At 36.3% G+C, this 21350-nt stretch carries 15 protein-coding genes, 2 tRNA genes and 1 pseudogene; 17 read left to right on the forward strand and 1 reads right to left on the reverse strand.

Annotation, left to right across the window (positions count from 1 at the left end; translation table 11 throughout):
* Positions 1-4 precede the first annotated feature (4 nt).
* The 5 genes from IGJ41_RS05910 to IGJ41_RS05930 all read left to right on the forward strand — a co-directional run bounded on the left by IGJ41_RS05910 (position 5) and on the right by IGJ41_RS05930 (position 2446).
* Positions 5-1474, forward strand: coding sequence for a flotillin family protein (locus tag IGJ41_RS05910; RefSeq protein ID WP_002357808.1), 1470 nt, complete (start codon positions 5-7; stop codon positions 1472-1474).
* 146 nt (positions 1475-1620) lie between these two features.
* Positions 1621-1854 (forward strand): DUF2969 domain-containing protein, encoded by a 234-nt coding sequence (locus tag IGJ41_RS05915; protein WP_002357806.1) that lies wholly within the window; start codon positions 1621-1623, stop codon positions 1852-1854.
* A gap of 96 nt (positions 1855-1950) precedes the next feature.
* Positions 1951-2031 (forward strand) — tRNA-Tyr (locus IGJ41_RS05920).
* Positions 2032-2040: 9 nt separating this feature from the next.
* Positions 2041-2112: transfer RNA gene (locus IGJ41_RS05925), tRNA-Gln, on the forward strand.
* Positions 2113-2266: 154 nt separating this feature from the next.
* Positions 2267-2446 carry a hypothetical protein gene (locus IGJ41_RS05930; RefSeq protein ID WP_002357804.1) on the forward strand — a complete coding sequence of 60 codons (180 nt, stop codon included), beginning with the start codon at positions 2267-2269 and terminating at the stop codon, positions 2444-2446.
* A 55-nt stretch (positions 2447-2501) separates the two neighbouring features.
* Here IGJ41_RS05930 and IGJ41_RS05935 read toward each other — a convergent pair whose 3' ends face one another.
* Complete coding sequence (locus IGJ41_RS05935; RefSeq protein ID WP_002357803.1) at positions 2502-3113, reverse strand: TetR/AcrR family transcriptional regulator; 612 nt, start codon at positions 3111-3113, stop codon at positions 2502-2504.
* Between the two features lie 175 nt (positions 3114-3288).
* Between IGJ41_RS05935 and IGJ41_RS05940 the strand changes: the two genes are divergently transcribed.
* From IGJ41_RS05940 to IGJ41_RS05995, 12 genes and pseudogenes are all read left to right on the forward strand, one after another.
* The gene (locus tag IGJ41_RS05940; RefSeq protein WP_010715134.1) at positions 3289-7536 is read left to right on the forward strand and encodes a 2-hydroxyacyl-CoA dehydratase; all 4248 of its coding nucleotides are present in this window, start codon (positions 3289-3291) and stop codon (positions 7534-7536) included.
* A gap of 206 nt (positions 7537-7742) precedes the next feature.
* Positions 7743-8450: a GntR family transcriptional regulator gene (locus tag IGJ41_RS05945; RefSeq protein ID WP_002357800.1), complete on the forward strand. Its 708-nt coding sequence runs from the start codon at positions 7743-7745 to the stop codon at positions 8448-8450.
* A gap of 415 nt (positions 8451-8865) precedes the next feature.
* Complete coding sequence (locus IGJ41_RS05950; RefSeq protein WP_002357798.1) at positions 8866-9159, forward strand: WXG100 family type VII secretion target; 294 nt, start codon at positions 8866-8868, stop codon at positions 9157-9159.
* A 27-nt stretch (positions 9160-9186) separates the two neighbouring features.
* Positions 9187-12663 carry a type VII secretion protein EsaA gene (gene esaA, locus IGJ41_RS05955; protein WP_438714060.1) on the forward strand — a complete coding sequence of 1159 codons (3477 nt, stop codon included), beginning with the start codon at positions 9187-9189 and terminating at the stop codon, positions 12661-12663.
* Between the two features lie 2 nt (positions 12664-12665).
* Positions 12666-13163 carry a hypothetical protein gene (locus IGJ41_RS05960; RefSeq protein WP_104874249.1) on the forward strand — a complete coding sequence of 166 codons (498 nt, stop codon included), beginning with the start codon at positions 12666-12668 and terminating at the stop codon, positions 13161-13163.
* A 14-nt stretch (positions 13164-13177) separates the two neighbouring features.
* Positions 13178-13447, forward strand: a complete 270-nt coding sequence (locus IGJ41_RS05965; protein WP_010712367.1) for an EsaB/YukD family protein — start codon at positions 13178-13180, stop codon at positions 13445-13447.
* Positions 13444-14616 (forward strand): type VII secretion protein EssB, encoded by a 1173-nt coding sequence (essB, locus tag IGJ41_RS05970; RefSeq protein ID WP_104855397.1) that lies wholly within the window; start codon positions 13444-13446, stop codon positions 14614-14616. Before IGJ41_RS05965 ends, essB begins: the two co-directional genes overlap by 4 nt.
* Positions 14597-19045, forward strand: a pseudogene (gene essC / locus IGJ41_RS05975) (type VII secretion protein EssC). Before essB ends, essC begins: the two are co-directional and overlap by 20 nt.
* A 14-nt stretch (positions 19046-19059) precedes the next feature.
* A complete protein-coding gene (locus IGJ41_RS05980; protein WP_010819957.1) occupies positions 19060-19932 on the forward strand; it encodes a DUF6232 family protein in 873 nt (290 codons plus the stop codon).
* 12 nt (positions 19933-19944) lie between these two features.
* Entirely contained in the window at positions 19945-20391 is a 447-nt protein-coding gene (locus IGJ41_RS05985; RefSeq protein ID WP_202524551.1) for a YwqH-like family protein, read from the forward strand.
* A 19-nt stretch (positions 20392-20410) separates the two neighbouring features.
* Complete coding sequence (locus IGJ41_RS05990) at positions 20411-20683, forward strand: hypothetical protein (protein WP_173963553.1); 273 nt, start codon at positions 20411-20413, stop codon at positions 20681-20683.
* Between the two features lie 13 nt (positions 20684-20696).
* A complete protein-coding gene (locus IGJ41_RS05995) occupies positions 20697-21341 on the forward strand; it encodes a DUF4176 domain-containing protein (RefSeq protein ID WP_202524552.1) in 645 nt (214 codons plus the stop codon).
* Positions 21342-21350 lie beyond the last annotated feature (9 nt).

The following is a 21350-nucleotide window of genomic DNA, read 5'->3' on the forward strand; positions in this document are numbered from 1 at the left end:
GAAAATGGGAATTTTGTTACCGATTATTATTGCAGTTTTAGTATTATTAATGTTATTAATTGTGTTTGTTTCTAAATATCAGACCGCCAAACCTGATGAAGCGTTAATTATCAGCGGGAGCTATCTAGGCTCTAAAAATGTTCATGTAGACGAAGGTGGCAACAAAATTAAAATCGTTCGTGGCGGTGGTGCGTTTGTCTTACCAGTGTTCCAACGTTCAAATCGAATTAGTTTGCTTTCAAGTAAATTAGATGTTTCTACACCAGAAGTGTATACAGAACAAGGGGTTCCTGTAATGTGTGATGGAACATCAATCATTAAAATTGGTTCGTCGGTTGAAGAAATTGCGACAGCAGCGGAACAATTTTTAGGAAAAACAACGGAAGAATTAGAAAATGAAGCACGTGAAGTATTAGAAGGACATTTACGTTCGATTTTAGGTTCAATGACAGTGGAAGAAATTTACCAAAATCGTGATAAATTTAGCCAAAGTGTACAAGAAGTTGCCAGTGTTGACTTAGCTAAAATGGGCTTAGTTATTGTGTCGTTCACAATTAAAGAAGTTCGTGATAAAAATGGATACTTGGATTCATTAGGGAAACCAAGAATCGCTCAAGTTAAACGTGATGCAGATATTGCTGAAGCAGAAGCTTTGAAAGAAACTCGCATCAAAAAAGCGGAAGCAGAAAAAGAATCACAACAAGCGGAATTGCAACGTCAAACAGAAATTGCAGAAGCTTCAAAAGAAAAAGAATTGAAATTAGCGTTATACAAACAAGAACAAGACATTGCCAAAGCCAAAGCAGACCAAGCCTATAACTTGGAAAGCGCGCGTGCACAACAACACGTGGTGGAACAAGAAATGGAAGTCAAAGTCGTTGAACGTCAAAAACAAATTGAGTTAGAAGAAAAAGAAATTACGCGTCGTGAAAAACAATACGATTCAGAAGTGAAGAAAAAAGCCGATGCAGATCGTTATGCACGCGAACAAGAAGCTCTTGCTCAAAAAGCACGCGAAGTGGCAGAAGCCGAAGCAGAACGTTTCAAAGTTGAAGCATTAGCCGAAGCGGAAGCCAACAAAACGCGTTTAACAGGTCAAGCGCAAGCCGAAGCTATTTTAGCTCGTGGTGCAGCGGAAGCCGAAGCCAAACAAAAGATTGCTGATGCCTTTAAAGAATATGGTGAAGCAGCTGTGTTAAGTATGGTGATGGAAATGTTACCACAATTAATGAAAGAAGCAGCACAACCATTGGGCAACATTGACAAGATTTCAGTGGTAGATACAGGCGCAGGTGGCGAAAATTCTGGCGCCAACCGTATTACCAATTATGCAACAAACTTGTTGGCTGGTACACAAGAAACACTAAAAGAAACAACGGGCCTCGACGTGAAAGAGCTAATTGAAAACTTTTCTAAAAAAGGTACCTCAAATAGCGTGAACTATCATGCAACAGAAGGTTCAGAAAAAGAATAGAAATCAGCCTTTAAGGAGTAGCGAATCGCATTTCGTTACTCCTTAATGCTGCATTGAAACGATAAACAAACAATCTGACAGAGAAATAGCGGGTGCTTGTTTTGTTTCAAAGATTCTGATAACATAGAGTTCTTGGAGGGATAGAGATGTCAAAAAAGAATAAAGATATTGAAGTACGTGTTGAAGAAGAAAAAGCCCAATACAATGGAGCAAATGTTTTAATGAACAAATTATTTATTGGTAAAAAAGAAATCGGTCGTGTCATTCCGCAAAATGATAAAAAATTCATCATTGAAATTGATGGCAAGCAAGAAGGTACAGCAAAAAATCTGGACGAAGCCTTTGAAACAATTATTCGTCAATGGAATTTAAGTGAATAAAAAATAAATAACAATTTTTTTTAAAAAAGGGTTGCTTTTTTCTGGAAAAGATTGTATTATAACTAAGTCAGGTCGTTACAGCGACAATGACTTTTTGGAGGAATAGCGAAGTGGCTAAACGCGACGGACTGTAAATCCGTTCCTTAGGGTTCAGTGGTTCGAATCCACTTTCCTCCATTTTCTTTTTGGGGTATAGCCAAGCGGTAAGGCAACGGACTTTGACTCCGTCATGCGTTGGTTCGAATCCAGCTACCCCAGTTTTCAGAACATTTCTGGTAGAGAGATGTTCTTTTTTTGTATAATTATATAACAAAAATGAGGTAAGATTTTCCTCATGTACAGGCTAGAAAAGTTTTCATTTATATAAGAATATGCTAAAGTATAAAGAAAGAATAGTCTGGAGTTGATAAGAATGAACTTTAAAGAAAAAATTACAGAAATGGTTGAAAATGTTTACGATTTAGCACGCGATGGTAAGTATGATGTCAAAGTTGACTTAATTCCTCGTAAAAAAGGCAACATCAAAAGTGGTGTTAAAGTCACTTCTTCAAGAAATACAGCCCACAATATCAAATGGCGTTCAAAAAACTAATTCGTCTTTAACAGAAACACCGGAGCAGACAAAATTATTGTCTACTCCGGTGTTTTTATTTTTCTAATTCGATGCCTAAGACAGTTAAATGCCCATTACCGACTAATTTGATAACTAATTGGGCTAAGTGGTTGGGTGTCATATCCGTCTCGCTAGTAATCCACCAATGAAGGGTACCGATGAAGATGGAGGTCATGTATTCAATAACAAAATCTATCGGTACGTCAATATCATTTTCGGTAATACGCAACTGCGAAAAAATCGTCGCATATTTTTCTTCGATAATTTCAGCTAAGCGTTTTCGAAAGTGTTCGTTGAAATTATTGTCCATGATAGTTAAGAAGAAAGATTTGTTCTCTTGAATGTTAATGTAGAGCTGCGTCAGAAGTTCTTCAATGTGCTTCACGCGGACACGGTTGCCATTAACCAGTTGTTGCGAATCAAGAATAGCGGTGAAAGCACTAAGCGTAAAGGTGAAGATTGCATCATATAAATGCTGTTTGTCTTTAAAATGAGCATAAAAAGTCGCACGATTAATCATAGCTTCATCAGCAATATCTTGAATCGTCACCGCTTCGTAGCCTTTCGTTTCTACAAGTTTAAAAAAAGCTTCAATAATCATTTTTCTGGTTCGTTGTACTCTAAGGTCTGTTTTCTTTGCCATCATAAATTCCTTTCGAGATAGTCAACATTCGCGGAAACTTTGTTGTTTATCTCACAAAATAGGGTAAATTGCTTGTTGCAAATCATTTAGAACCTTTCTAAAATAGGTATATCTATTATAACAAACAGTTTGTATAATAATCAACAAACTGTTGAAAAATGAAGGGGTATTTTAATTGATGGTTATGAGAGCAGGGATTGATGTTGGGTCAACGACAGTAAAATTAGTATTTTTAAATAAGCAAAATCAGCCTATTTTTACAAAATATGAACGCCATTTTTCAGATGTCAAAGCAGCAACGGAACGCATTTTAAAAGAAGGGCTAGCAAGGATCGGTGCAGACCAACCTGTGACAATGAGCATAACTGGCTCTGGTGGTATGGGGCTGGCTGAGGTATTAGGGATTCCCTTTGTTCAAGAGGTTATCGCGTGTACACGAACTGTTGAAACAATAATCCCAGAAACGGATGTTGCTATTGAACTTGGCGGAGAAGATGCAAAAATCACTTTTTTTGATGGTGCTTTAGAGCAACGAATGAATGGTAGTTGTGCAGGTGGGACAGGCGCCTTCATCGATCAAATGGCTGTTTTACTTAAAACGGATGCCAATGGAGTGAATGAATTGGCGAAGAATTATCAAACTATTTATCCGATTGCTTCCCGCTGTGGGGTTTTTGCCAAAACAGATGTTCAACCTTTAATCAATGAAGGAGCAGCGAAAGAAGATATCGCGGCGAGTATTTTTCAAGCGGTAGTTAATCAAACAATCGCTGGGTTAGCTGCTGGTCGCAAAATTAAAGGTAAAGTAGCGTTTTTAGGGGGACCTTTATTTTTCATGTCAGAATTGAGAAAACGGTTTGTTGAAACCTTAGCAATTCAGCCAGAAGATGTTATTTTTCCAGAACAACCGCAACTGTTTGTAGCAATGGGAGCAGCACTTTATTCAGAAGATGCAGGCGAATGTACATTGGAAGAATTAATTCAGCGCTTAGTGAACAGCCAGGCTACTGATTTACAGCCGAGCGACACGTTACCACCGTTATTTAACAGCGCAGAAGATTTAGCAGATTTTCGAGAAAGACACGCGCAAGCCCAAGCAACGGAGAAACCTTTATCTCAACATACTGGCGTGACCTTTTTAGGGATTGATGCAGGCTCCACAACGACAAAAGTCACATTGATTGATGAAGATGGTCATTTGTTGTTTTCTTTTTATGGTAATAACCAAGGGCAACCTTTAGAAACCACCATGACAGTACTGAAATCACTTTATCAACAACTGCCTGAAGAAGTTTTTATCGGAAAAGCGGCTGTTACAGGATATGGAGAACAGCTAATAAAAAATGCGTTAAAAGTCGATATTGGTGAAGTTGAAACGATGGCCCATTACAAAGCAGCCAACCATTTTCAGCCAGGTGTGGATTTTATTTTGGATATCGGAGGACAAGATATGAAAGCGATGACCATTAAAAATGGCGTGCTTTCCTCCATTCAATTAAATGAGGCTTGTTCTTCTGGGTGCGGTTCTTTTATTGAAACCTTTGCGCAATCCTTAAACTATAACGTGAAGGATTTTGCTTTGGCGGCTTTAGAATCGCAAGCGCCGGTTGATTTAGGTTCTCGGTGTACTGTTTTTATGAACTCAAAAGTGAAACAGGTTCAAAAAGAAGGGGCCTCTGTCGGCGATATTTCTGCTGGACTATCTTATTCAGTCATCAAAAATGCCATTTATAAAGTTATTAAGGTTCGCCGACCTGAAGAGTTGGGAGAAAAGATTGTCTGCCAGGGAGGAACATTTTACAATGAAGCGGTCTTGAGAGCTTTTGAAAAAATTAGCGGTCGTGAAGTGGTTCGTCCTTCTATTGCTGGTTTGATGGGGGCCTATGGGGCAGCGCTGATTGCTTTGGACGCTTATGAAATTGGGGAAGAAACCACGCTTCTTTCTTTAGAAGAGTTAGCGGCATTTACCTCTGAAAAGGAATTTACTCATTGCGGCTTGTGTGAAAACAATTGTCAATTAACGGTCACAGTGTTTTCAGATGGGCGCCAATTTATTACGGGAAATCGCTGTGAACGTGGTGCGCGAATTAAAATTAAACGAGAAGAACGCAAAGTGAATTTGGTTGATTATAAGTACCGCAAGTTATTTAAGTACCGACCTTTGCGGGAAAATAAAGCGGTTCGTGGGCGTTTGGGTATCCCTAGAGTCCTAAACATGTATGAAAATTATCCTTTGTGGCATACATTTTTTACTGACTTGGGCTTTCGGGTCGAATTATCGCCACGTTCTAATAAGCAAATCTATGAACAAGGCCTTGAAACGATTCCCAGTGATACGGTTTGTTACCCAGCGAAAATGGCGCATGGACATATTCAAGCATTAATTGATGCGCAAGTGCCAATTATCTTTTATCCTGGTGTTGTTTTTGAACAGCAAGAAACAGTGGAAGCGGATAATCATTTTAATTGTCCAATTGTGCAAAGCTACCCAGATGTTATTCGAAATAATGTGGATGCCATCAGAGAGGGCCAAGTGGATTATCGAAATCCCTATCTTAATTTAGCGAATGAAGCTGCAGTTGCCAAAGTTTTAGCTGAAAATTTTGCTGATTTAGGGATTTCCCTAGAAGAAATTCAAACAGCGCTGCATCATGGTTATCAAGAATTAGCAGCTTTTAAAAAAGAAATTCAAGAAAAAGGCGAAGAAACGTTAGCCATGTTAACCGAAAAAGGCCAGAGAGGAATTGTCTTATCGGGACGACCGTATCACTTGGATCCAGAAATTAATCACGGCATTGCCGAAGTCATTACACAGGAAGGATTCCATGTCTTGACAGAAGACAGTATCTCGCATCTTGGAGACGTGCAGAATTTACGTGTGGTGAATCAATGGGTCTATCATTCTCGCTTATATGCGGCGGCTAAAGTAGTGGCTAAGACGAAAAATTTAGAACTTGTCCAACTGAATTCCTTTGGTTGCGGCTTAGATGCTGTGACAACCGATCAAGTAGAAGAAATCATGGATCGGTCTGGCAAAATTTATACAGTCCTCAAAATCGATGAAGGCGCGAATTTGGGCGCAATTCGTATTCGGTTGCGCTCCTTGAAAGCGGCTGTCAATGAGCGGGAGAAGCAACAGTTTGTTCCGCATATGCAAATGGAAGAGCCAGAGAAAATAGTGTTTACAAAACAAATGAAAAAAACACATACTTTACTGTTACCAATGCTTAGCCCGATTCATCAATCTGGATTAGTCGATGTAGCATTACAAGCTTCTGGCTATCATGTCGTCTGTTTGCCTGCGCAGGATAAAGAAGCCGTGAATGTCGGGTTAAAATATGTCAATAATGATGCGTGTTACCCAGCAATTATTTCTATCGGACAACTAGTTGAAGCTTTGGAAAGTGGTCAATATGATTTGGATAATGTCAGTGTCTTAATGACGCAAACAGGGGGCGGTTGTCGCGCAACGAATTACATTCCCTTATTACGAAAAGCCTTAAATGATGCCGGTTTTTCTCAAGTTCCTGTAGTTTCAGTTTCGATGGGCAATAAAGGAGTCGAATCCAATCCAGGATTTAAATTTACGTTGCCAATGATCAAACGCTTAGTAGTTGCCTTTTTATATGGTGACTTATTCGAACGAGTAGTTTATCGAACAAGACCTTATGAAACAGAAAAAGGAATGGTGGATCAACTACACCAAGATTGGCTAAAAAGAGTGGAAGCCAATGTCCGGAATGGTTCGCTGACACAATTTAATCACTTCATGAAAAAAATTATTCGGACGTTTGATGAAATTCCTTTACAGGAGATAAAAAAACCAAAAGTCGGTGTGGTCGGGGAAATTTTAGTGAAATATTCGCCGACAGCGAATAATGATATTGTGCGTTTGCTAGAAGAAGAAGGTGCTGAAGCAGTTGTGCCAGATATTGTTGGCTTTATGAACTATTCTTTGTACAATCAAATTTGGAAATACGAAAATATGGGCATGTCAAAACAAAGCAAACGTTTAGCAGAATTTGCGATAAAAATCATTGAATTGGTAGAAAAACCAATGGATAAGGCATTGAGAAAGTCGGTCCGTTTTGATGGCATTCATTCCATTTATGATATGGCAGCAGACGCAAGTAAAATTTTATCAATTGGCAATCATACGGGTGAAGGTTGGTTTTTAACAGCTGAAATGATTGAGCTCTTAAAACATGAGGTGAATAACATCGTTTGTATGCAGCCGTTTGGATGTTTACCGAACCATATTGTTGGAAAAGGGGTCGTGAAAGAGCTACGACGTCAATATCCGCAAGCAAACATTGCGGCGGTGGATTATGATCCAGGGGTATCTTTGGTCAATCAGTTGAACCGAATCCGTTTGATGATGGCCACAGCGAACAAGTTGTTGAAAGAAGAAAATGTAAAAAGATAATAACTAATAGAAATTCGTTTAAAAACATTTGACTTGGTCACTTTTTACTGACTAAGCCAAATGTTTTTGTTATAAAAAGAAAGCATGCAACTAGACCAACTTTGATAAAAATTCCAATTCCTCTTTTATTTATCATTTTTTGGTTGTTTATACGGTCTATACCAGTTATAATAGAAGAGGAGATGAACGAAGAGGAGGAAGCGTAAATGGTTCAAAATATACCAATTTATATTCAAATTCACGATAAAATCAAAGAAGATATTGAAAAAGGTGTCTGGAGTATCGGGGATCGTTTGCCCTCTGAGCGAGAATTAGCCTTGAAATTTGATGTTAGTCGAATGACCTTACGCCAAGCCATTCAGACGTTAGCAGACGAAGGGATTTTAGAACGAAAAATTGGTTCAGGAACGTATGTAGCACGTAAGAAAGTTCAAGAAACAATGACAGGTACCACTAGTTTTACAGAAATTACCTTGTCTCAAAATCGCGTTCCTTCTAGTCGGACGGTGTCTTATTTTGTAGCGAAACCTAGTTCTAGTGAGATGGAAAAATTACAACTAGGTCCAGAAGATTCAATTTTACGAATGGAAAGAATTCGTTTTGCGGATGACATTCCGATTTGTTTTGAGGTGGCGAGCATTCCTTATTCATTGGTCTCGCAATATGGCAAATCTGAAATCACGAACTCTTTTTATAAAACACTTGAAGCCAAATCTGGCCACAAAATTGGCCATTCTAACCAAACAATCTCTGCTGTTCAAGCATCGGAACAGATCGCAGAATATTTAGAGATTAAACGAGGCGATGCGATTCTGCGTGTGCGCCAAGTATCCTATTTTGAAAACGGACTACCTTTTGAATATGTTCGTACGCAGTATGCAGGAAGTCGATTTGAGTTTTATTTAGAGAAGTAGAGAAAAAGAATGAATAAAAGATAGGAAGACTTATCAATGTGATAAGTTTTCCTATCTTTTAATTTTTTTTGCTAAAGAAATAAATTGTTTTTTTAATAAAATGCATATTTACTTATTAATTTATCTGACGTTAAAAAATAACGATTCAATGGAATTTGTTTATTTTTTAAAATTTTATTTAAATATTTTTTGAATAATTTTTATTTATCAGTTATTTTTGTTTTTATTTTAATAAATATTGACTTTGGTGGTTTTGTAATGTTGTTTTTAAGAGTTTTTATTTGTTTATTTTATTGTTATAATTATTTTTATGCGAATACGTATATTTTTAAATAGTTGTTGACTATATTTTTTATATATAGTTATAATATTTGTAACAGGTAATAAAACTATAAAAAATGTGGAGGGATTACTTATGGCAGGATCAATTGCTGTAACACCAGAACAACTGAAATCACAAGCGAAAGTATATTCGCAAGCATCGTCTCAAATTCAAGATGCAATTCGTAAAGTGAATTCAATGAACCAACAAATTTCACAACAATGGAAAGGGCAAGCATTTCAAGCGTATCTGGAACAGTATAATCAATTGGAAGGTAATGTCAAACAGATGGAAGAATTATTGATTAGTATTAATCAACAATTAAACAAATATGCAGATACTGTCGCAGAACGTGACCGTCAAGATGCAGGATCATTTGGCTTTTAATTGATCAAAGATTGAAGCGCTAGCGCAATGAATTGCACTAGCGCTTTTTCTAAAGGAGAGAAGATAATGGAAGGGAAAATAAAAAAAGGTATCCCTTTTGCCTTAGCAATTGGAGCAACTTTCTTGTTATTACTTTTTTTCATTCATTTAGGGTTTAAAGATGAGAACGTGACTCGAAGTAGCAAAGATCAGACAACAAAGATGCAGTACGCATTAGTTAATGAAGATAAAGGCGCAAGTTTTGAAGGAAAACGTTATGCATTAGGTTCTGATTTTGTCACATTAATTAACAAAGATACAGCTAATCGATGGGAAACAACGACTCGGAATATCGCAACATCTGGGGTTGAAAATGGACAATTCGATGCCCAAATTATTATTCCGCAAGATTTTTCGGAGAAATTATTGTCACTACAAGCTGTTAGTCCAGAGCAGGCTTCTGTTGAATACCAAGTGCGAGACGGACAAAATGAATTGACCAATCAAGCAATTCAAGACAAAGTAAATACTATTTTGAAAGATTTTAACCAACGCGTAATTCAGATGTATTTTTCCAGTATTGTTGGAAATTTAGTTATCGCACAACAAAACGTTAATCAAATTACTGATATGCAGTTGCTGTATCAAAATCAATTAGAAGAAACAATTCAGCAACCATTTAAAGAAATTCCCATGAATTATACGACAGTATTAAGTACGGCTAGTATTTTAGATGAGGACAATAAATTATTTACAACCGAGCAAGAAGCGTTTTTAAAATCAGTACAAACCTTATTAGAAAGCAATAATCAGAGCTTAGAATCAACCAGTAAGACAACGGAAGATACGAAAAAATCAGTGGGCGAGTATTCGAAAGAAGCAAATGAAAAAATAAAAAAATCAATTGCACAATTTAATGAACAGTTTGAGAGACAAAAACAAGAATTGACTAATCAATGGGAAAGTGACACGACAGTATACAAACAACAATTCGATCAACTAAATGGAATGGTAATCAATCAGTTTAGCTCCTTCTATACACCAAGTGAACAAGGAAGCTCAGGGATTTATGCTGACTTTTTATCAGAATCTAAATTATTTCAAGAAACACAGAGCAATCGCATTGGCGAACTACAAAAAGAAATCGCAGAACTACATATGCAAGTAGAACAATTAACTGCGTTAAAAAAGCAAATTGCGGCTACATATTATAATGATCTTGAAGCAACACCTGAGATAGCAACAGACACTCAAATTAAGCAAGCGATTATTCAGTTAATTACGAACGAAAAAGAAAATATACCTAACTTAGATAAAAATTATCAGGAAAGATTGGAAGAATCACTAAGTGAAATTTCTTTTGTAAGTTTAGAAAGTCTCGTTAGTGAATTAGAAATGAATAATAGGATTTTAGTAGAACAAGGCAATCTTTTCCGTGATGAGTTACAAATTATTCAGCGATATGCAGAACAACATGAACTTGATTTCACCAATTCAAGCCGCTTTATGTATTTGGAACCTAAACAATTTCATGAAGATACTATAGCGATTCCACAAGAAAAAGTAACTTTTTCACTAGCGACAAATCAAGAGTCGGTTATTTCATTACGACAAACCAATACACAAAATGGCGAATTGTCATTTCTTTTAGATGATTTAAAAGTTCAAACAATTAAAACATCTTTGAATCAGCAGTTAGCAGGTGCAGGTTACAGCATTGATATTTCAGCAATTACCCCGACACAGCTAACAATTACCAAACCAGTGAAAATACAAGCTGAGATTCCTGAGAATGATGAAGTGAACGAAGAAAATATGCAAGAAGAGTTGGCAGAAGAATCCGAAGAAGAATCTGAAAAAGTAACTGAGCCAGCAAATGATTTGCCCCCACTTCCAGAAAAACTTTCTTTAACAATTGACTTACCAATGGCTTGGCAACTGACACCAGAACAACAAAAAACAGCATTTAATCAGATCAATTATTCTTGGTGGGTAAATAATGAGCTTCAAAATGCACGTTCGTTTGCTGTGTATATTGCAATGGACCAACCATTAGTAACCGATATTCCTGAAATTATGAAGCAATTTCAACTTTTAGATACTGTATCACAACAAATTGTGACTTTATATGGTACGCCTAATCAAAGTCTATCTATTCAAGAGTATGCAGCAATGTTAACCGCTCCTGAAAATCAGGATAAAACAATTGAAGAGTTAGCGGGTGAGACATCCATTTATTGGATGTACGACAATATCACTGAAAACGAGCAAACCATGATGATTACAGATAAATTATTAGACGAATATAAAAAAACAGGAAATCAATTATATCGAGAAACAGATGAACAAATTAATCAATTAAAACAATTAATTGGTACTGAGACAGATCAAAATACAGACGGACGACCTACAACACTTTACGGAACATTAAATTTAATGACAGTCCCTGAAAAATTGTTACGAGAAGCGGAGAAATTAAATACATGGTTTGATGAAGCAACAAAACAAGTCAATGCGACATATGCTACTTGGCAAGAAGCTGGAAAAGTGGGAGCTACTTCTGTAATTGATGAAAGAAATCCACATCCAGAAGAAAATCAAACCACCACTTTAGATGTAGAAACAGAAAATTTAGTTAAAATGATGCAAACGTTAATGCAAACAACGAAAGAAACTAGTCTAACAACAGCTGATTCAGCAGCCAAAGTCAAAGATGTTGCCCCGACTATCAAAGAGTTGAAAGCCTCAACAACCAAAGTTCAAGATCATGCGCAAAATATCTTAGCAAACTTAAATGATTCAATTGATGAGTCAAAGAAAACAACCAAAGAAAATGAAGAGTATGCCAAAACATTTGAAAAAGTATTGGCTAATACAAGAGACGGCGGTGCTGATAATCCACGGGTATTTAGTTTCCTTGCGAGCCCAATTCAAGGAGAAGGAATCTTTGGCGAAACACGACAAGTCTCTTTAATTCCCTATTACGCTACCTTGATTGTTAGTATTTTAACATTCGTTATTGCGCTAACTTTCCAAGGCTTTATGAAGAAAAGAACAGTTACTGTAGCGGATGCGTTGGTTGAACCAACCAGAGTTTGGCAAAATATACCAAATCTATTATTACTCTTGATTACGGTTATTTTGTTTGGGAGTGTCTTTTCACTTCTACTGGTGTTCAATGTATCTCAAATAAATCGATTCGCTTGGTTTAGCTATAGTTTCTTAGTATTTGCTAGCGGTGCACTTTTGGTTTGTGCTTGTTTGCGCCAATTTAAAAAACTTACTTTATATGTTTATGGAGCTATGCTGGGGTTATTTTTCATGTTGACACCTTTATTAGGCATTGCAACAAAGGTAGGTTCATTAAGCAATTGGCTCTATCGTTTATCGCCGCTTCAAAATATCCAAAATGGCTTTACTGCTTTAGTAAATGGCGTACAAATTAATTGGGTTAGTTACCTTATTTTAATCGTTTTACTTGTTTTAGGTGTTGTCCTTAACTTGTTTGTACGACCGGAGGAATAGCCATGAGAAAATTAATAAAAATAGTGATTGTTTTAAGTGTTAATATGCTCTATTTGTCATTGTCATCAACAAAAACAAAAGCAGAAGAAGTAGGCGCTTTAAAAATAAATAATCAAGTGATCTACCAAGACAATCAGCAGAAAAAAAACGTAGAAGTGAATTTCATTATTCCAGATTTGTTTTTGCCGATAAAAGAAGAGAAAGAAAAAGAAGTCAATCAAAGTAAAGCGAGGGTTGTCAACGAAGCAAAAAATGATGTATTTAGGACAGAACAGAATGCAAAAACATTAGCAGTTGATAAAAAGGTAAGGCCTTTTCTGTTCAAAGAGACGGCAACGGTCACTTCTCCTGAAAGCGTTGAATCTCTTGAGGTTCACCGAGAAATATCCATAAATTTTTGGTTGTACAATGGTATTTTTTTAGGAAGTATAGTTATTTTATTCGTTGGTGTTTTTCTAGGAAACCGTTTTTCATATCATCGTGCACAAAGCGGAAATTAAGGAGTGAAAGAAACATGAACAAAAGAACATCGATTGGTATCGGCTTACATGTGTCGAATCAAATTATTGATTTGCAAATCCCTAATCAGGTATCAGTTGCACGTTTAAAAGAATTGTTACTCGAATCGTTTGAGCTGTTGCCAAACCGTTTGCCAGCATCATTTGAATTGGTTGTTTTGAATAAACCAATTCATTTAGCTGATAATCAATTAATTGCAGATTATCCATTAGGGAATGGCGACCAACTAGTAGTAAAAGAAATTATAAAGGAGACACATGGATGAGCGAGTTAAAGGATATTTCAGAGACAATCACGTTAGAAGCAGCAAAAGAATATGTTCAAGTGACATTACAAGCAAATCAATATCAGTTAGAAAGACTAGAACAGTTTCAACAATTTTTAAAATCAAGTCGTGGATTTTTATCGGGAAAAATAATACAAGCAACGGAAGAAGCGTTAGTGATTCAATACCATAAGGATCAATATATGCAATCCATTTTACAAGCGATAAAAAAAATGGATCAATATGAGCGATTATTGTTAGCGCAAAGAGTTCATTATTTGGTTGATTTCTTAGGTACGCCGGTCCAACCCTTTATTCATCCAGAAAACATCTATATCTTGGGAGAAGAATTATTAATTGCTCATCGTGGTTTTATGCAGGTCATTGTGCCTTATTCAGCAGATGAAAGAGAATTTTTTAAACAATATCGAGCACTGATTTTAGCAATCTTACATCCAAAGTATGAGTATGAACAATTGATTCAAGGGAATGGCACCCTGAAAGATACGCTATCTAAACAATTACAAGAGGCGAAAACAATCAATGAAATTGAGCAAATTATTGGTGAACAAGTCATTCGTCAAAAAGCCAAGCGTGAAGCAGAAACCAAATTAGTGAGTAAAAAAAGTTATTTAACCTTTAAATGGGCCAGCTTAGTGTTATTGGCTTTAACGCTACTTTTTGCAACTACAACAGGGATTTATGTCTTAAAAAAATTACCAGCCCAAGAGCGAGTGAGTTTGGCAGAAGCGCAGTATATTTCTAATGACTATGCAAGTGTTACGAAAACATTAAAAGAAGATACACCAGAAGAATTGCCGATAGGAGCTAAGTATGTTGCTGCTGTTAGTTCTGTCCAACTAGATAATTTATCAAATGAACAAAAAACAGCAATTTTAAATAATTTATCTCAAAAATCTAGTGAAAATACCTTACTTTATTGGATTTATATTGGCAAAGGAGACTTTGAAAAATCATTAGATATTGCCCAAAATTTAGGCGATAACCAATATATATTACATGCCTATACAAAATTATATGATGCAACCAAAGCCAATAACAAAATGAACGGCGAGAAAAAACAAGCATTGTTAACAAAATATGAAGAAGCGATTGATAAATACATGAAAATCTTGGGAGGAAAAACGGATGACAACGAAAATCAGTAAAAAATTGGTCTCTGTGAATGATCAAATTCATACATCTAGCATGATTTATTTTGACATTTTTTATTTTGGTCGCCAACTTCTTCACCGTCAAATTACGGCTAAAAACCCAAGTGTTTCAATCAATCAACAATTATTTTTTTACGAAAATGAAGAATTATTCTGTAATGGTGAAACCTTTGATTCTGCTGAAAATTTTTCTGTTTTTCCCCACGAAGAATTAATTACTGTCACCACCAATAAACCGCAGAAAGATTTTTTAATTGCCTCTGCCAAAAATGCTGCGATTTCATTAGAAACAGATGCCATCATCAATATTACACTAGCACCAGAAACTGGGGAATATACAGCAACGATTTATCCCGGAGAAGATACGATTTACTACAATCATTATTTAGTTGAAAAAGGAAGCTATGCTTTTACAGTCGGTGATCAATTAGTTGTCAATGGCTTAATCATTGAAGTTCGGGAAAAACAATTAAAGTTAACAAGTCTAGGAGCTACATATTCCCTGAATCCTTGGCAAATTGTAGAAGAGGAGGTTATTCCAGAATATCCTGTCGATTTCCCGTCATTTCGACGAAGTCCACGGATTCACTTGAAGGAGCCAAAAAAACAAATAGAAATTGCTGCCCCAAAAGCCAAGCAAACAGAAGGGAAAAATGAACTGTTACGGACGATTGTCCCACCTTTAGGAATGGTCGTTTTGAGTGGCACAACAAGCTTTTTAAGTGGGGGCAATCCAATTATGATGCTTAGTATGGGCGGAGCGAGTTTATTGACGGCTGGCTTTTCAGTCTCTAGTTATTTCACCAATAAAAAAGAAACAAAGCAAAAGAATATCGAACGGAAAAATAGCTACGAACAATATTTAATACAAGAGAAAGCTCGTTTAAGTATACTGCAACAAGAACAAAAAGAGGCCTTGGAATATATGAATCCTGCCATGAACGAATTAGCCTTAATGACAAAAGAGTATCATGCGCGGATATATGAACGCATGATGACTAATGAAGATTTTTTGACAGTTCGCTTAGGGGTTGGTGAAATTTCTTCAAGTTTTACGACAAATTATCAGTCAACGGAAGATGATTCACTAAGTCAAGAAGCTGAAGAACAATTAGTATGGCCATATAAACAATTAGAAAAGGCGCCGATTGTTGTACCACTAATGGGACAAACCTTAGGATTGGCGGGAACACCTGCTGTTTTAAGGACAGCCATTCAAACGTTGTTATTTCAAGTTTCTGTTTTACATTCCTATCGTGACGTAGAGTTTGTTACTTTAGTACCAGAGGAAGATTATCAGAAAGATTGGCATTCTTGGCGTTGGTTGCCACACGTCAAAATCCGCAGCCTGAATTTGCGTGGGATTGTTCACGATCCTCAAACAAGGGATATGGTTTTAAATTCTTTCTATCAAATGATTACGAAACGTCGACAACAAGTGCGCGAAGCCGGCAATGAAAAAGTTCACTTTCAACCACAGTATATTCTGTCGATTTTAGAGGAAAGCTGGTTGTCAGGGCATGGCTTAAATGAATTTTTAGCTGAAGATATGAGTCAATATGGTGTGACAGTTATTTGGGGAAAAGATGCTTTAAATATGTTACCAGAAACGACAACTACACTGATTGAGTATCAAAGTAGTGAAGCGGCGACTTTAATTAATCAAAATAATAAATATGTGAACCAAAACTTCGTTCCTAATCATTTACCGACTGCTTATCCGCTTGCTTATGCGATTCAGCGCTTGGCGAACTTGCAGCATGTGGAAGTGGAGAAGAATGCTATTCCTGAAGCAATTGACTTTTTAGAATTATATGATGTAAAGGAAATAAAGGATTTAAATGTAACAGACCGTTGGAAAAGAGCCGATACTTCTAAGTCTTTAGCAGTTCCTCTTGGCGTTCGTGGCAAAGATGACATTGTTTACTTGAACTTACATGAACGTGCCCATGGTCCGCATGGACTTGTCGCAGGAACGACTGGCTCTGGTAAGTCTGAAATCGTTCAAAGTTATATGTTGTCATTAGCTGTTAATTTTGCTCCAGAAGATGTAGGTTTTTTACCTATTGATTTTAAAGGAGGCGGAATGGCTAACTTATTTGCAAAATTACCTCATTTGTTGGGTTCAATTACTAACTTAGATGGAGCTAGTTCAGCTAGAGCATTACAAAGTATTCGTGCAGAACTACAAAAACGGCAACGAAAATTTGGAGAATACGGGGTTAACCACATCAATGGTTATACGAAATTATATAAACAAGGAAAAGAAATTACTGACCCAGAAGAAAAGAAAAACTATCCAAGTGAGCCCTTACCCCATTTATTTTTAATCAGCGATGAATTTGCTGAATTAAAAGCCAATGAACCAGATTTCATGGCAGAACTTGTCTCTACTGCGCGGATTGGTCGTTCGTTAGGTGTACATTTAATTTTAGCGACACAAAAACCAAGCGGCGTAGTGGATGACCAAATCTGGTCAAACTCACGGTTTAAGCTGGCATTAAAAGTTGCTGACGCCAATGATTCCAATGAGATTATTAAAACCCCAGATGCTGCTAGTATTACTCAACCGGGTCGTGCTTATTTGCAAGTAGGGAATAATGAAATTTACGAATTATTCCAATCTGCTTGGAGTGGTGCTAACTATGATCCATTCGCTACCAAGGAAGAAAAAGTGGATGAAAGGATTTGGTCAATTAATCAATTAGGATAATACGAATTATTAACTGCCGACCTTTCCGAAGAAGAAGAGGTTTCTATTAAAACGGAGGAAGAGTTAACACAATTAGATGCAATTGTTGAAGAAATTGCCAAGCATGCGGAAGAAAGTCAAGCAACTTTACCAGAGAAACCTTGGTTACCTCCATTAGCAACAGAAATTGTTTCACCACTTTTTAAAACGCAATGGCAAGAACAACGAGAACTTTCTGTTCCTTTTGGTTTTATGGATATTCCAGCAAAACAAGAACAAGTCAATTTCAATTTCGATTTGCACGAATTAAATCATACTGCCTTATATGGTTCACCGGGGTTCGGTAAATCAACAGCTTTGCAAACCCTAGTAATGAACTTTGCTCGTAAAAATACACCAGAACAAGTTCAATTTAATTTGTTTGATTTTGGTACAAATGGGTTGTTACCATTGAAAAAATTACCACACGTTGCTGATTTAGTCCGTTTAGAAGAAGAGGAAAAATTGGTTAAATTCTTAAAACGAATTCGTAAAGAAATTCAAGAGCGTAAAGATGCCTTTACTGAATACGGTGTTGCTAGTTTAAATCAATACGAAGAAAAATCAGGACAGAAATTACCAGTGATTGTTACGATTGTAGATGGGTTTGATGCAGTCAAAGAAAGCCCATTAGAAGATCCAATTGAATCTGTTTTAAATCAATTGCTACGAGAAGGAGCAAGTGTTGGCTTGTATACCATTATTACGGTTCTAAGAACAAATAGCTTTAAAATGAGTATGACAAGTAATATCCCAACACATATCGGTTTGTATTTAGTAGAAGAAGATGCGATTCGTGATGTTGTTGGACGAGAAGCTTTGATTCCACAAGAAATTATGGGACGTGCACAAGTGAAATTGGAACAGCCGCAAGAAATTCAAATCTATCTACCAACAGAAGGGGAAAATGATATCGCTCGTTTAAACCGTTTAGAACAAGAAATTGAAAAGATGAGCCAAAAATGGGGCGGTGAACGACCACTACCAATCCCAATGTTACCGAAAACAATCGCTATGGCGAATCTATACAATCATCCACACGCTCAACAAATGCTGGAAAATATGGAGTTCCCTATTGCCTTTGATAAAGAAACGACTAACATAGTGGGCTTCAAACCAACGGAACACGGTTATTTTGTGATTGGGGATGATACACCACAACAAAATGAATCTGTTGAAAAAGTGATTATCGAAGACATGAAGCATTTTATAGGGCGTGCCGAACGGATTATCTTTAACCATAGTGACCGTTTTGGCGGTTATGCAGATAGCTTTGATACAGTGATCGCAGGAACTGAATATGGAAGCTTTGTCAATGAATTACTACAGGAAATTGAACAACGACAAATGATTAGTGAGTATGAACCGATGTTGATTTATATTCCCGAAGCGCAACAATTTGTCGAAAAATCCTTTATTAGTGCTGAAAACCTAAATATCCTACTGAAAAAAGGTAGCCAAGTCGCGATGTATTTTATTTTCCAAACCAATCAAAAATTATTGGAAAACAGTTTTAATGATGCCGATAAATTATTACGTGCTAATATCCCAGCGGGTATGGTTGGTACCAGACTCGCAGACCAAAGCTTTGTTAAAACGAAAAGTGATTATAATGAATCTGCCGTGGAATTGGATGAATCTCATTTCTTTGAAGGTCGAACAGCAATGCGGGTGAAGGTAGTAAGTGAATAAAAAGGAGTGGAATTATGAATAATGAATTCTCAAAATTAATTGATATGAAAAAGAGCGAAGAAGAAATTGAAACAAATCATTTTATTATCAAAGATAACATTTTAAGGTTTGATCATCTAACTTTACAATTAAGTAACATTTCCAGAATATATGCTGGAACTAAGCGGATGAGAATTCCTGTGATGGCGATAAGCATTTTTGTTTTAGCTTTTGGAACTATTCGGTTTGAAGGATTACGTTGGATTAGTTTAATTATTATGGGATTGACAGGATTGTATATCTATATGGTTTATCAAAGACATCAAAGTAATAAAGAATATTTAATCTTTCAACTAAATTCTGGAGATAATTACTCCCTTTATTTTCAAGATGCTGAATTTTTAAACAAAGTCCGTAATGCAGTTGAAGCAGCATTCAATCACAAAAATGTGTATTCAGAAATCAATATTGCGGAACAAAAAATTATTCAAGGAAATCACCATGTAATTCATGGCAACCAGGCCAACCTAAACACAGGGATTCAACAAGGCAATACAATGCATTCGAATAATCATGAAGAACATTCGTCAACTACTGTTGGGGATATCACAGATAGTACTATTCATCATTCGACATTTGGCAACCAGAATCATCAAAAAAATGAACAACCTGTTTATGATTGGCCGGTACTTGAAGCTAATTTTAAAGCAGTAATAACTTCATTGAAAAATGAAGACGAAACAAAACAAGTCAACAGGCAAGCGCTAAAAGCTGTTGAAAAAAAAGACGCAAAACAATTTGAGACAATCATTAAAATGAATCGGAAAATTTTTACGTCTAATCTATTTTTAAATACCGCTAGTGGTGTATTGGCTCAAGTGATTTCAACGATTTTAGGGATTCGGTAAAGGAGGAACCTCATGAATGATGAAGCAATAAAAGCGCAAAAAAGAGCACTGGCAGCCGGAAAGCGTGCTGAAGCCAGTCATTTAAGTAGTCAGGTCAACACGGCACAAGCCAACAAAAATCAAATTGATCAGAAAATTCGAGAATTAGAAAAAGCAATTCGTGAATTAAGTCGAGAGATTCTTAGTATTCATCAATTGAAATCAACCGTTTCTAGTCAGTTAAAGAGTATTTCTGGAAGTAATTTTAAAGGCACACGACGGAATAAGTATAATGAAAAAGTTAGAAAAGTAGATAGTGATTTATCAAAATATGCCACAAAAAATCAAGAAAATTTACAAACGTTTCAACGGAAATTGTCTAACTTACAAGAAGAAGCGCAACGTGAAGCCATGACAATCAGTTCATTAAATTCACAAATTTCGGCACTATTATCAATAGCAATGAGTTTGGATTCTTAATAAAGGAGTGAAAAAAATAATGAAAAGCGGTGTAAATTTATCGGAATGGATGCAATCTGTCAATAAAGCAAACAGCACAATTTCAAGAATGGGCAAAATGAAAACTGTATCTTTTTCTCAAACAAATGCTCGACCTTTTACAGAATTCAAAACAATGATAGAGCAAATCAATTCTTCTCTAGAAAGTTACAAAGAATTTGCAAAAGGAAGCACCAATAAAATGATTGCTGCCGGAAAAAATAAAGCCAATGATGATAAAGCGGGAGCTGTTACTATGAAAATTAGTCAATAAGGAGTGAAGAAAAATGAATCAACAACAAAAGGAGTTGTGGGTTGCTACTTTAGAAAGTAGCAATCTGACTGGAGAAATAACAAAGGACACCATAAACGAACTCGGTTTAATTTTGGGCGGTCAACCCCAATTAGCTCAAAATATTTATCAAAGTTTCCTCAATCAAACCACAAGTTATGAACATAAACCAAGAATTGGCGCGATTATTCATATTAGTTTTGATTACGAAAAGGAAAGAGTCACTTTTGCTTGGTTAAAAAAACAAGTTGTATTGACCGTGCCACAATTTAAACGATTTATGGGTTTCGTTGATACAATTTTTACAGAAATCTATCCAATTGGAACCATTGTCGAATTAGATGAAGAATTATTAACCGAAGATGTTAAAGCGCTTTTTACTACAGATGAATTAGGTTTATTTGTTTCTGTTCAAGGGAGAAAATTAACCATTCCAGAAACGCAAATGATGATTGATTACGTAGGAACTTTATGGCCATTTGGATTACAAGCAGAGGTGGAGCCAATTTATTTTAACTCGGTCATGGTAAAACGAGTTATTTCAGAAGGGCCTACTAATGCGTACGAGGAAAAGTTTACTTTTGAAGTTTTGAGAAAACAATTGGCGCAAGATGAAAAATATTCGTGTACGTATGTCTAATGAGGAGGT

This window comes from Enterococcus sp. DIV1537a (genome assembly GCF_051712085.1).
Classification (GTDB): domain Bacteria; phylum Bacillota; class Bacilli; order Lactobacillales; family Enterococcaceae; genus Enterococcus; species Enterococcus faecalis.